Genomic DNA, 14,063 nt, shown 5'->3' with positions numbered 1-14,063 from the left:
TAGAAAAATGAATGTGATTTTATCATGATGAGAAAATAGTAAGAAAACTTTTACAGAAAGGAGAAAGTTATGCCTAAATCTATTTTCATTGACCCCAAAGAAGTCAGAAAACCACAGATATTGAAAATAAATGACATTCCCCTAAATCAGTATAAACCGGATATAAAAAAAGAAATAAAGAAGTATGGAGAAGAAAAACTCCTCAAGGTTTACTATGATATGCTCATCATCCGAGAATTTGAATCCATGCTGAATGCGATAAAAACCCAAGGTTCTTATGAGGGGATTCAATATGATCACTTAGGCCCTGCTCATTTATCTATCGGTCAGGAGTCATCTGCGGTGGGTCAGTGTGTAAATCTTGGGATCGAAGATTTCATTTTCGGTTCTCATCGTAGTCATGGAGAAGTTTTAGCTAAGTGTCTTTCGGCAATAGATCAACTTGATGAGAATAAACTTCTTAAGATAATGAAATCTTATATGGATGGAGCTTGCTTAAAAGTAGTAGAAAAGGAACATAAAGGTAATATTAAATCGCTTGCTCAAGATTTTGTACTATACGGAGTTTTAGCAGAGATATTCGGGCGGGCTAACGGCTTTAATAAGGGTTTGGGAGGTTCGATGCATGTTTTTTTTGCACCCTTTGGCAGTATGCCCAATAATGCTATTGTCGGAGGTGCAGCGGATATTTCGGTAGGTGCTGCTCTTTTTAAAAGAATTAATCGAAAGCCAGGCATAGTAATCTGTAATATCGGAGATGGCTCTATGGGCTGTGGTCCGGTATGGGAAGCCATTATGTTAGCTGCAATGGATCAATACCGTACACTTTGGGATAAAGATCTTGGAGGTGCTCCCCCTATTCTGTTCAATTTCTTTAATAATTTCTATGGCATGGGTGGTCAGACCTCGGGTGAAACGATGGGTTACAAAATTCTTGCCCGGGTAGGAGCCGGGGTAAACCCTGAAAACTTGCATGTTGAACGAGTGGATGGATATAATCCTTTGGCAGTAGCTGATGCGATTGAAAGAAAGAAAAAAATCCTTCTTAAAGGAAAGGGTCCGGTTCTTCTGGATGTTATTACCTATCGAATTTCAGGTCATTCGCCCTCTGATGCATCATCGTACAGGAGCAAAGAAGAGATTTCAGCCTGGCAAGAGGTTGACTGCATTAAAGGATATGAAGATTACCTTAAACAAAACAGAGTAATAACCTCTTCTAAAGTAGAGTTCTTAAAACAGGAAGTAACTTGGAAAATTACGAAAGCCCTGAAATTAGCAGTATCTCAAGAAATCTCGCCCAGGGTAAAATCCGATTTTTTTGAAACAGTCATGTTTTCAAATCGGCACAAAGATAGAATGGAAAAACGAACACCAGAAGTACTCATTTCCCAAAAAGATAATCCCCGGGTTAGATCAATTACCCATAAATACCGTTTTGCTTTGGATGAAAATAATAAAGTTTACCCCAAAGTAAAAGTCTTTACTTATCGTGATGCCTTATTTGAAGCCATGCTCTATCGCTTTTATGAGGATCCAACAATGGTAGCTTACGGAGAAGATAATCGTGATTGGGGAGGGGCATTTGCCGTATATAGAGGGTTAACCGAAGCTCTTCCTTATCATCGATTGTTTAATACGACTATTTCTGAAGGAGCCATTGTAGGGTCAGCTGTAGGGTATGCTTTATGTGGGGGACGTGTAGTAGTAGAGCTGATGTATAGTGATTTTATCGGACGGGCAGGGGATGAACTTTTCAATCAGGTAGCTAAATGGCAGTCAATGTCAGCAGGTCTCCTTACTATGCCCCTTATCATTCGAGTATCAGTAGGGAATAAATATGGTGCCCAACATTCTCAAGAATGGACTAGCCTGCTTGCCCATATCCCTGGTCTTAAGGTCATGTTTCCTGCTACGCCTTATGATGCCAAAGGCATGTTAAATCTTGCTTTACACGGTACAGATCCGGTAGTATTTTTTGAAAGTCAAAGACTTTATGATATAGGAGAGTACTTTGTTCCCAGCGGAGTTCCCGAAGATTATTACGAAGTACCGGAAGGTGAGCCAATTATCAGGAAAGAAGGAAAAGATGTTACTCTTCTCACTATAGGGGCAACTCTTTACAAGGGAATGGAGGCTGCAGAAGAACTTGAAAAGAAATATAAAGTTTTGGCAGAAGTAATCGATTTGAGATTTATTAATCCCTTAAACTATGAATTGATTATCGAGTCTGTGAAGAAGACAGGAAGATTTGTGCTTGTTTCCGATGCTTGTGAACGAGGTTCTTTCCTTCATACTATTGCTTCAAATGTTTCCAGATTTGTTTTTGACTATCTTGATGGTCCTGCAGTGGTAGTTGGTTCCCGCAACTGGATTACCCCTGCCGCTGAAATGGAATCTAGTTTCTTCCCCCAGAAAGAGTGGATTATTGATGCGATTCATGAACGTCTTTATCTTTTAGAGGGGCATCAAATAACCACTGATCAGTCTACAACCGGGCAGATTAGAAGAAATAAACTGGGGATATAAGATTTTTATTAAAGATTAAAATTAGTTCGAGATAAAAAGATGAAGGATAAAATTATTCAAGAAATAAATGGTAGTAATAAAAAGTTCAGACTTTATGGATTGGAAAAAATCTATAAATTAAGAGAAAAAGAAAAAGAACAGTTCAAAAAAACAGAAGAAGTAAATAATCATATACATACTATCTACTCTTTTAGTCCTTATTCACCTTCTATGGCTGCTTATTTAGCTTGGAAAGTGGGTCTTCAATCTGTAGGGATTATGGATCATGATTCTGTTTCCGGCTGTAAGGAGCTGATAGAAGCATGCAAGATATTAGGTATTGCCTCAACTGTAGGATTTGAATTACGGGTAAATTTTTCCGGAACTCGTGTTGAAGGAAGAAAACTGAATAATCCTGATTCTAAAAATATAGGCTATATTGCTGTTCATGGTATCCCTGAAATAGGGATAGCAAGAGCTATGAAATTTTTAGATCCAATACAGATAGCTCGCAATAAGAGAAACAAAAAAATGTTAGCTAAACTGAATCAGTTGATTAAAAGTTATGGAATAGAGGAGATTGATTTTAAGAAAGAGGTTTACAGAATTTCCCAGGCGAAAGAAGGCGGTAGCATAACTGAACGTCATATTCTTTATGCTTTTGCTAAAAAAATTATTAAAAAAATAGGAAAAGGGGAAAAACTTATTGCCTTCTTAAAAGAGGATTTTAGTATGGTGCTTTCCAAAAAAGTGGAAAAATATCTCTTCGATACCCATAATCCATTTTATTTATATGACCTTTTGGGAATATTAAAGAGCTCTTTTTTAGATAAAATTTTCATTCAACCGGAGTACGATGAATGCATATCTGTATATGAAACAGTGAAATTCAGTCATTCTATAAACGCTATCCCCGCTTATGCTTATTTAGGGGATGTGACTGAATCGCCCACCGGTGATAAGAGAGATGAAAAGTTTGAAGATGATTTCTTGGGAGAACTGATTCCTGAATTAAAAAAAATAGGTTTTAAGGCAATTACTTATATGCCACCACGTAATACCCTAAGCCAACTTTTACGTTTGCAAAGACTCTGTAAAAAATATGAACTTATGGAAATAAGTGGTGTGGATATAAACAGCCCACGACAATCTTTTAATTACCCCATCATTCTAAGGCCAGAGTTTGCTCATCTAATTGAAGCAACCTGGGCTCTTATTGCCCATGAAAAACTGGCGAATTATGATGAAAAATATGCTTTATTTAATCATAAAAATCCCTTAAAAAGTAAATCATTACAAGAAAGGATTACCATATATAGTGAAATTGGCAGGAAAATAGATGTTCGACACCCTGAACTTGGTTATCAACAAATAAATTTTTAAAATAATGTTTTGATATTATTACTCGGAGGAGAAAAATGAAGAAAATTTACATAGAAACTATTGCTCCGCTTTTACGCGGGTTAACCTTTGATGGGGAAAAAGGAAATATTATTATTTTTGAAGATAGTCCAAAAAAAATGAACGTTGCTTTTAACAAGATCAAATCAGATAGAATAATACCTCTTTATTTAAAAGAAATTAAAAATAGCCATCAACTAAACCAAGGAAAACTTGTAGAAAAAATAATTCCTTCTATTCTTCATAAGTTCCAAGATTATATCAAGAAAAATAAACAAAAACCAAAAATCGTAATTCTGGAAAATATTGGTGTATTTTACCTGGGAGAATCTTATGAGCAGGCAGCGAATATAAAGAATGGTTTTAATGATGTCCAAAAAGAAATAATAATTACAAGTAAAATCACTAAACTTGAAAGTTCTACAGAGAATAAAAATTCTGAAACAATAACTGATTATAACTGCAATCGAAGTTTGGAAAAGAATCATCATGGCGGAAGATTATATAGAAATCAGATAATAAGAAACAAAATAGCAGTAGTTACCGGAAGCGCTCAGGGTTTTGGAGAAAGCATAGTAAGAGAGTTGACAAAATTAGAATGCTTGGTATTTATTGCCGATATTAATCTAAAGGGAGCTAACCGGTTAGCAGGGGAGCTAAATAATGAATACAAAAGGAAAATCGCTTTCCCTATAAAAGTAGACGTAGGAGATGAAGATTCTGTTAAAGAAATGATGTTCGAGATTATAAAAAAAGTTGGTGGTGTTGATATTTTTATAAGTAATGCGGGGGTATTAAAAGCTGGCAGTATAAAAGAAATGGAATTAAGTGAATTTGCTTTTGTCAATAAAGTGAATTACTTTGGTTATTTTCTATGTGCAAAACATGCTTCCAAAATTATGGCACTTCAAAATATACCTACCCAAAAATATTTTACCGATATTATTCAAGTAAACTCCAAATCCGGGCTTGAAGGTTCAGATAAAAATAGTGCTTATGCGGGAAGTAAATTTGGAGGTTTAGGTCTTACACAGAGTTTTGCTTTAGAGCTTATTGCGGATAATATTAAAGTAAATGCCGTTTGTCCGGGAAATTTCTTTGAAGGCCCTCTATGGGCAGATCCGGAAAATGGTCTTTTTATCCAATACCTTAGGACTGGGAAAGTTCCGGGCGCAAAGACCCTTGAAGATGTGAAGAAATTCTACGAATCAAAGATTCCCATGAGGAGGGGTTGTACTGGTGAGGATATTATAAAAGCTATTTATTATATCATCGATCAAAAATATGAAACAGGCCAGGCCATACCGATAACCGGTGGTCAGGTCATGCTGAAATAAATTATTTAAATTTTAGGGAGCGGTGATAATGAGGACTAAAGCAGTAAGACTATATGGAAAAAATGATTTGAGGTTGGAAGAATTTGATCTCCCAGCAATGAAGAATGACGAAATTATTGCTCATATTATTTCCGACAGTCTTTGCATGTCTTCTTATAAAGCGGTAGTTCAAGGAGCTGGCCATAAGAGAGTGCCACACAATGTGGCGGAAAATCCAGTAATAATCGGTCATGAATTTTGTGGCGAAATTATTGAAGTTGGTAAAAAATGGCAACATAAATTCAAAAAAGGTCAGAAGTTTGCTATTCAGCCTGCTCTAAATTATCAAGGGAGTCTTCATGCCCCCGGTTATTCTTTCCCTTATGTAGGTGGAGATGCTACCTATATCATTATACCCAATGAAGTGATGGAGATGGATTGTTTATTAGAATATAAGGGGGAAGCCTTTTACGGCGGATCTCTAGCTGAACCCATGTCCTGCATCATAGGCGCTTTTCATGCTGCCTATCATACTATCCAGGGTCAGTATATTCATCATATGGGTATTGTAAAAAATGGAAATGTGGCAATTTTAGCCGGAGCGGGGCCAATGGGTCTTGGAGCAATAGATTATGCCTTGCATAGTGATAGAAGACCTAAATTATTAGTAGTAACTGATGTTGATAAAACAAGATTGGAAAGGGCTTCCTCAATTCATACCGTGAATGAAGCTAAAAAGAAAGGAGTTGAATTAAAATATATAAATACTAAAGGTATGGAAAATCCAGAAGTCTCCCTTATTTCCGTAGCTCAAGGGAAGAAATATGATGATGTATTTGTTTTTGCACCGGTCAAAGAAGTAGTAGAACAGGGTGATAGAATTTTATCAAAAGATGGTTGTTTAAATTTTTTTGCTGGTCCAAGCGATCCTGAGTTTTCAGCAATGCTTAATTTTTATAATGTCCATTATGCTTCGACTCATATTGTCGGAACTAGTGGGGGGAATACTCAAGATATGATTGAGTCTCTGGAGATGATGAGAAAAGATCTCATAAACCCTGCTGCCATGATTACTCATATCGGTGGATTAAATTGTGTGGTGAATACTACTTTAAATCTTCCTAAAATACCCGGTAACAAAAAGTTGATTTATACTAATATCGAAATGGAACTAACAGCAATTTCCGATTTTAAGAAAGAGGGAAAAATTAATCCCTTATTTACTCAATTGGCGAAGATAGTAGAAAAGAGTAATGGTCTATGGTCGGCAGAAGCTGAAAAATACTTACTTGAAAAAGCAAAACACATATAGTGGATTCAAATCGTAAGCACTATTTTGATCAAAATAATGTTTTATGTTTTATTTTATGTACTATTTTTAAATAATATTGTGATAAAGTTAACTTTTTTAATTATTTTATTAAAAAAAAGAGGGTTTTATTTAGATATGTCGTATATGAAAAATAGATATGAAATAATAAAAAGCAAAAAGAAGGAAATAAAAAATATATAATTAGATCAATTTATTTATTTAATTTGCCTAAAAGAGTGCAATATTGAATTTTTAAAGGTCTCCAATCTATACGAAAAAAGAAAAGAATTTTAAAAACCCCAGAAAAATTTAAATGTTCCAGAGAGCTTTTTAAATGTTTTTTAATTAACAATATTATCGGTATAAGCAAAAATTATAAAAATTAGGAGGAAAAGAAATGGAAATTAAAGTAAAGTATCCCACAAAGGATAATTTCACCAAGTTTGGTACCATAGTAGTCCCTTCATTTAAAGAATCTCCTGCCACCTTTTCAGAAAACCACAATTACTGGCATAATGTAGCCGACATTTCTCAGTTAGGGGAAGAGGGTGTTGTAGGATTTTTAGAAATAAAAAGGAAGAGAAGAGAATTTATACTGGATAAGATTGAGAGACATCAAAATTCATTGGAAGCTTTTATTCCTACATCAGGAGTCGGTATCTTTTGTCTGGCTCCCGCAACTCCTGACAAAAAAGTTCCGGATATAGATTCTATTGAAGCTTTTTGGATAGACGGTACTGCTTCTTTTTTCTTAACTCCGGGAGTATGGCATTGGCTTCCCTTCACTATTACTCCTGAAATGAAATTTACCCTTCTTCTTAAAAAACCTACCGTAGAAAAAGATTTGGAGATAGTAGATCTACCGGAAAAAGTAAAAATTGTTCTAACAAAATAATTTTAGGAGGCAGGAATGGAAGCTTTAAGATTAGAAAATGTTTATAAAAAATATGGGAAAAATGAAGCGATTAAAAATCTAAATTTTTCCTGTGAAGAGGAAGAATTATTTGTTTTACTCGGACCTTCAGGAGCAGGAAAAACTACTACACTAAAATTGATTAGCGGATTGGAAGAGGTTACAGAGGGGAAAATATTTCTTAGAAACAGGTTAGTAAACCAACTGGAACCTAAGGACAGAAATGTTTCTATGGTTTTCGAAGATTATGCCCTTTATCCACACTTAACTGTTTATAAAAACATTAGTTCACCATTAGAGGCTATAAATCTGCCTAAAGATAAAATCGATAAAAAAGTAAAAGAAATTGCGCATGTTTTGCAAATTGAAGAACTTCTTTCAAGACTTCCTTCAATGATTAGCGGAGGTCAGAAACAAAGAACAGTGTTAGCCAGATCATTGGTTAAAAAAGCCAATGAATATTTAATGGATGAACCTATAGCTCATTTAGATGCAAAATTACGATACCAAATGCGGGGAGAATTTAAGAGGATTCAACATATACGTAAAATGAACATACTTTATGCAACCCACGATTTTAGAGAAGCACTTTCCTTGGGTGACAAAGTACTGATTTTAGATAAGGGAGTAACTCAACAGATTGGTACCCCACAAGAGATTTTTAAGAAGCCTGCGAATATTTTTGTAGCAAATTTATTGGGAGATCCTCCCACAAATTTAATCGAAGGAATTCTAAAAGCAAAAGACGGACAATATTTTTTCCAGATTGGGGATGTCTCCATATCTTTATCAAAATCTTTGGCCGATAAGCTTTTATTGAAAATGAATCAAGAGAAATTAATTATTGGAATCAGACCTTTTGATCTGCATTGTGTTTTAAAACAAAAAGAAAATGCAAAAATTATCAATACAGAGGTGTACGTTAGTGAAATTGCAGGACATTATAACATCATTTCAATTAAATTGAATAATACTATCATTAAAATTAGGGAAGAAAAATCCTTTAAAGCATCTTTGGGGGATAAGATATCCGTAGATTTTAAGGAGGAAAAACTTGATTTCTTCGATGCTATTTCGGGAAATAGAATTTTCTAGGAGGCAAAATTGTGGAAAAATTAGAATTAAAAAACGTATATAAACACTACGTACAAGGAACTGTGGAGGCTGTAAAGGATTTGAATTTATCTCTTAAAAGTGGGGAGCTTTTGGCTATATTGGGACCTTCGGGTTGTGGCAAATCCTCCACGCTTAGGATGATTGCTGGTATAGAGGATATCACTAAAGGAGAAATTTACCTTGACGGGGAAATTATAAATTGGTTATCTGCAAAAGAAAGAAATATTGCCTTGGCTTTTGAAACTTATGCTTTATATCCTCATCTTAGTCTTTTTGAAAATATCGCTTTTCCCCTTCGAATAAGAGGAAAAAGAGATCAAGAAGTGAGAAAAGAGGTCAAGAAAATAGCTGATATACTTGATATTACAAACGTTTTAGGCAAACTTCCTTCTGAGGTGAGCGGAGGACATCAACAGCGAACCTCTTTAGCACGTGCATTGATACGCCCCGCCTCTCTTTATCTTTTAGATGAACCACTTTCTCATTTAGATACCCAACAAAGAACGGAATTTAGAGTACAGATAAAAAGAATTCAAAAAACCCAGAATCTTACTATGCTTTTTGTTACTCATGATCAATTGGAAGCTTTAGCTTTAGCTGATAGAATAGCTGTTTTAAACTTAGGGGTTTTACAACAAATCGGAACACCAGAAGAAGTATATGAGTATCCCGAGAACCTTTTTGTAGCAGACTTTGTGGGAGAACCACCGATGAATTTTATAAAAGCCACTCTAGTAAGAGAAGAAAATGAATATATGGCAAAATTATATAATCAAAAATTGAAGATTCCCGAAAACTATAAAGATTCTATAGAAAAATTTTACCAGGGAGATGTCATTGAGATAATGCTGGGGATTAGGCCTATTTATATCTATATTTCTGAGCCTACCGAAGGTCAGACAGTAAGTGGAGAAGTATATGTCTTTGAAGATATCGGTGAGTCCGGTATATTAACCGTGCAGATTGGTGATGCTTTAATCAGAGTCGAGCTTAGCCCGGGGTATTCTTTTAAATTAGGTGAGAAAGTAGACATTACTTTTGACTTAGAGAAAATTCTTATATTTAATCCCACTACCGGAGAAAGAATTAAAGCAAATTACTCCTAATCCGCAATATAAAAAGTAAAAGGAGGTGATAAAGTATTCATAGTCTGCAAGGATACATACTATACCCGTAAGGGTGTAGGGTTCAATAAAAAGTTAAATTATTTTTTAGGAGGTTTACTAATGAGAAAAATATATTTGTTTATTTTAATTACTTCATTGTTATTAGTTTTTTCTTGCTCTATGCTGGTTCAAGCTCAAGCAAAATTTAACAATGTTACCATTACTGCTTTCTGTGACGCAGGACATAATGCTCGTCCTTTTGAATGGTATGCTGATGAATTTGCCAAGGCAGGAATCAAGGTGAATGTAGTTACTGCGCCTTTTGCTAATGTCTATGAAAAGCTAACCAGTGAATTTATTGCCGGTACGGGAGCTTATGATTTAGTTGTGCTATTCCCGATGTACCTGGGTGAATTTGCAGGAATGGGATATCTCAAACCTTTGGATGAATATGCGAAAAAATATGATCCTCGTTTAGATGATATCGCAGCAGGTTTCTTAAAACTTTATGACTATTATGGGGGCAAGTTATATACTCTCCCCTATGATGGAGATGTTTTAAGTCTTTACTTCCGTAAAGATTTATTTAATGATGAGACAGAGAAAAGTAATTTTAAAAAAATGTATAATAAGGAACTTGCTCCTCCAGAAACCTGGGATGAAGTATTGGATGTAGCTGAATTTTTCACCAGAAAGACCGGGGAAACCTTAGCAGGGAAGGTATTAGATTCAGATTTCTATGGCTTTGCCTTCCTAGCTCAAAGAGGTGGTTTCGCTTATGCTTGGTGGTTAGCAGAATTTGCCAGTCGAGGTGGGAAATATTTTGATCAAGATATGAATGCTATGATAAATACGGAAGAAGGAGTGATTGCCCTACAAAGATTAGTAGATCTTCTCCCTTATTGCCCACCGGACGTTCTTTCTTATGGGTATGATGAGTTAACCAATGCTTTAATCTTAGGAAGAACAGCTATGTGTTTACAATGGCCTTGTAACTGGAAGAAGGGTAATGATCCTGCTCAATCAAAAATTGTAGGAAATGTCGGGGTTACCCATGTTCCGGGAGTCATGAAAGATGGAAAGCTGGAATACCGTGCTCCTATGCCTTGTGGAAGAACTCTAGCTGTAGCCAAAGATAGCAAGAATCCGGAGGCAGCTTACTATGTAGCTAAACTTCTTTCTGATGATTTTTCCTTAGCTGATGTTTCTACTCCCGAGACTGGTCTTGATCCATTTAGAAAATCTCATTTCAGTAATCCGGCAGCTTTCTCAGCATTTGGACCAGAAAAAGAAGCTGCAGAGTATTTGGCTGCTATTGCGAATAATTTAACTTATGGCTTTCCTGATTTAAGTTTGCCTGGTACTGCACAATATCTCGATGTATTAGAAGTCAATTTGGGCAAAGCATATACCAAAGAATTATCGCCAAAAGAAGCTCTGGATGCCACTGCAAAAGAATGGAACAGTATTACCGATAGTTTAGGAAAAGCAAATCAAATTAAAATTTACAATGAACTCTTAGTAGGCTGGAAAGAAGTAGGATTAATTGATTAAGGATTAGAGCTTTTATTGTTCCATGTTCTTTTTAGGGGAACGGGAGGTTCTCGTTCCCCTATTAAATTTAAAGTGAGAAAGAGGGATGTATATGAAAGAAATATCGACCAATATTCTAATTGGAAGAAATAGTTTTGCAAAAAGGATAACCCTACCTTCAATTATCATCCTGGTGGTTACCGTTGTAGGACCTTTGGGATTTTTACTCTACGCAAGCTTTTTTGACTGGAGCCTTACAGTGCCTGTTCCCCCACGTTTTGCCTGGTTTTACAATTTCGGATTAGTGTTTAAAGATGCGAGATTTTGGAATGCTTTTAAAAATACTTCAGTATTAATGATAGCCGGAATAGTTGCCCAATCTATATTAGGATTAATCCTTGCCTTTCTTCTTAATAGAAATTTTAGATTTAAAAAACTTGCAATAACCATTTTAGCTTTACCTATAATGGTTACCCCGGTAGTGTTGGGGTTTAACTGGAGAATAATATTTCACGAACATTATGGTCCTCTGAATTACATTATTCGATTTTTAGGCGGAGCTGGATCATCTTGGATTGCTGATCCGAAATTAGCTCTATTTTCAATTTTTTTAGTTGATACCTGGCAATGGACTCCCTTTGTAACTTTAATTTTACTTGCCGGATTGCAATCTATTCCACATCAAGTCTATGAAGCGACTGATGTCGATGGTGCAACGGGGTGGCAGACCTTTTGGCGTGTTACTTTACCTCTTCTTCGTCCTATGTTCGTTCTAGTAATTCTTTTTAGGACCATTTGGATTTTTAAGATTTTTGACCCGGTGTATATTCTTACCGGAGGAGGTCCTGGTATTACCACCGAAACACTTAGTTTATACACCTACATCAGTTGGGTAAAATATTGGAAAGTGGGCTATACTTCAGCCTTAGCATTAGTTCAATTAATAATAATGACTATTATTGCCACGATCTTTGTTAGAAAGGTTATGCAAAGGAGGAGAGTGTAAATGGGTATGAATGATAAAAAATTAAAAGAATTTAGGCAAAGAGAAAAAAGGAAAAAATTACGCACTTGGTTTCAAAACTTATTACTTACTTTTTTTGTTCTACTTTTTGGTTTTCCCATTTATTGGATTTTTATAGGGGCTTTTAAGGAAAAAGGAGAATTTTTCCATTATCCTCCCATTTTTTGGATTACTCATTTTAAATTTGATAATTTTACTCGTGCACTTTCTTTGGGTGGTTCAAAAGGAACAGTAGATAGTCTTATTGTAGCCTGTATCGGTACTGCTTTAGTGGTTGTTCTCGCCCTTTTTGCCGGTTACGGATTAGGAAGATTTAAATTTGGAGGACCAAATTTATCTTTTTTTGTTCTTTCTCTACTCTTTGCACCACCTATCATCGCTGTATTACCTCTGTTTAATATTTTTAGATATTTAAGGATAGTGGATACCTACTTTGCTTTGATATGGTCTTATTTATTGATCAATTTGCCTTTTGCTATATGGCTAATTAAAGGATTTATTGAAGACCTACCCGAGGAGATCGAGTTTGCGGCTTTAGTGGACGGTTATTCTCGTTTTGGGGCTTTTCGGAAAGTTACCTTTCCCTTAATTATTCCCGGAGTGGTAGTATCAGCACTATTTGTATTTGTTTTTGCCTGGAATGAATTTCTTTTTGCCCTTATGTTTACCAGATCCAATGTAAGAACTCTACCGGTAGTTCTTTCAGAGTTAATCGGGGGTCATGGAATTCAATGGGGAGAATTATCGGCTCTTTCTCTGGTTGCAATTATCCCCGGAGTTATCTTGGTAGTATTTTTCCAGAAATATTTAGTAAGAGGTTTGACCTTTGGAGCGGTAAAAGGATAGTTTATGGAGGTGATTCGTTTGAAAAAAAATAAGATTGTAATTGTGGGAAGTTATAATACTGATTTGATGTCCAAAACTCCCTGGCTTCCAAAACACGGAGAAACTGTGTTGGGAGGGCCATTTAAATTAGGCCCTGGAGGGAAAGGATCAAATCAAGCTGTGGCGGCGGCAAGATTAGGTGCCGAAGTTTGTTTCGTCGGTTGTGTAGGGGAAGATTATTTCGGGGAGATTGCCCGAAATAATTTTATAAAAGAGAGGATCAACATTGACTATCTTAAGGTAAGCAAAACTCAACACACGGGAATGGCTTTTATTTTAGTAGATGATAAAACTGCTGAAAATATGATAGTAGTAGCTCCTGGGTCTAACATGGAAATAGATATTCAATTGGTAGAAAATGCCCGAGATCTCATTATGAGTGCAGATATAGTACTACTGCAGTTAGAAATTCCGGTGGAAATCGTAGAACATGTTATAAGCCTGGTGTATAAATCTAACCATACTATTTCTATTCTTAATCCTGCTCCGGGGAAGAAATTAGAGAAAGATATTTTAAAGAAAGTATCTTTAATCACTCCCAATAGAAGTGAGTTAGAGCTTATTACTAATCGAAATGTTAATACAATTGAAGAAGCTGAAAAAGCTGCAAAAGAAATGATATCTGCTGGAGTAAAAGATGTGGTGGTTACTCTGGGTAAAGAAGGAGCTTTAGTAGTAAATTCTAAAAAGATTACCCATGTACCTACTTTCCAGGAAGTAAAGATTGTGGATACTACGGGAGCAGGAGATGCTTTTAATGGAGGCTTGGCTATTGCTCTTTCTGAAGGAAAGAATTTAGTGGATGCGACTTATTTTGCCAATGCTGTTGCCAGTCTCAATGTAACCAAAATTGGTACTGCTCCTGCTATGCCTTATCGCCAGGAAGTGGAAGAATTTTTAAAGAATCATTCTCAATAAAACAGAAAACAAAGATATATTCTAAAGAAAGGAG

The 14,063-nt window shown here is 35.6% G+C and carries 11 protein-coding genes; all 11 read left to right on the top strand.

Going from position 1 to position 14,063, the window contains the following annotated elements:
* Nucleotides 1–69 precede the first annotated feature (69 nt).
* Complete coding sequence (locus tag ENO17_08740) at nt 70–2,526, top strand: dehydrogenase (GenBank protein ID HER25119.1); 2,457 nt, start codon at nt 70–72, stop codon at nt 2,524–2,526.
* A gap of 39 nt (nt 2,527–2,565) precedes the next feature.
* Entirely contained in the window at nt 2,566–3,888 is a 1,323-nt protein-coding gene (locus ENO17_08735) for a PHP domain-containing protein (GenBank protein HER25118.1), read from the top strand.
* Nucleotides 3,889–4,025: 137 nt separating this feature from the next.
* The gene (locus tag ENO17_08730; protein ID HER25117.1) at nt 4,026–5,243 is read left to right on the top strand and encodes an SDR family NAD(P)-dependent oxidoreductase; all 1,218 of its coding nucleotides are present in this window, start codon (nt 4,026–4,028) and stop codon (nt 5,241–5,243) included.
* A gap of 28 nt (nt 5,244–5,271) precedes the next feature.
* Nucleotides 5,272–6,534 carry an L-sorbose 1-phosphate reductase gene (locus ENO17_08725; GenBank protein HER25116.1) on the top strand — a complete coding sequence of 421 codons (1,263 nt, stop codon included), beginning with the start codon at nt 5,272–5,274 and terminating at the stop codon, nt 6,532–6,534.
* A gap of 397 nt (nt 6,535–6,931) precedes the next feature.
* Entirely contained in the window at nt 6,932–7,429 is a 498-nt protein-coding gene (locus ENO17_08720) for a hypothetical protein (protein ID HER25115.1), read from the top strand.
* 15 nt (nt 7,430–7,444) lie between these two features.
* Nucleotides 7,445–8,542: an ABC transporter ATP-binding protein gene (locus tag ENO17_08715; protein ID HER25114.1), complete on the top strand. Its 1,098-nt coding sequence runs from the start codon at nt 7,445–7,447 to the stop codon at nt 8,540–8,542.
* Nucleotides 8,543–8,550: 8 nt separating this feature from the next.
* Nucleotides 8,551–9,669, top strand: a complete 1,119-nt coding sequence (locus ENO17_08710) for an ABC transporter ATP-binding protein (protein ID HER25113.1) — start codon at nt 8,551–8,553, stop codon at nt 9,667–9,669.
* Between the two features lie 120 nt (nt 9,670–9,789).
* A complete protein-coding gene (locus ENO17_08705) occupies nt 9,790–11,223 on the top strand; it encodes a sugar ABC transporter substrate-binding protein (protein HER25112.1) in 1,434 nt (477 codons plus the stop codon).
* An 85-nt stretch (nt 11,224–11,308) separates the two neighbouring features.
* The gene (locus tag ENO17_08700; protein ID HER25111.1) at nt 11,309–12,208 is read left to right on the top strand and encodes a sugar ABC transporter permease; all 900 of its coding nucleotides are present in this window, start codon (nt 11,309–11,311) and stop codon (nt 12,206–12,208) included.
* Nucleotides 12,209–13,072, top strand: coding sequence for a carbohydrate ABC transporter permease (locus ENO17_08695; GenBank protein ID HER25110.1), 864 nt, complete (start codon nt 12,209–12,211; stop codon nt 13,070–13,072).
* Between the two features lie 3 nt (nt 13,073–13,075).
* Entirely contained in the window at nt 13,076–14,029 is a 954-nt protein-coding gene (gene rbsK, locus ENO17_08690) for a ribokinase (GenBank protein HER25109.1), read from the top strand.
* Nucleotides 14,030–14,063: the final 34 nt, after the last annotated feature.

It is taken from the genome of Candidatus Atribacteria bacterium (assembly GCA_011056645.1).
Taxonomy (GTDB): domain Bacteria; phylum Atribacterota; class Phoenicimicrobiia; order Phoenicimicrobiales; family Phoenicimicrobiaceae; genus Sediminicultor; species Sediminicultor quartus.
This window is presented reverse-complemented; position numbering and strand designations above follow the sequence as displayed.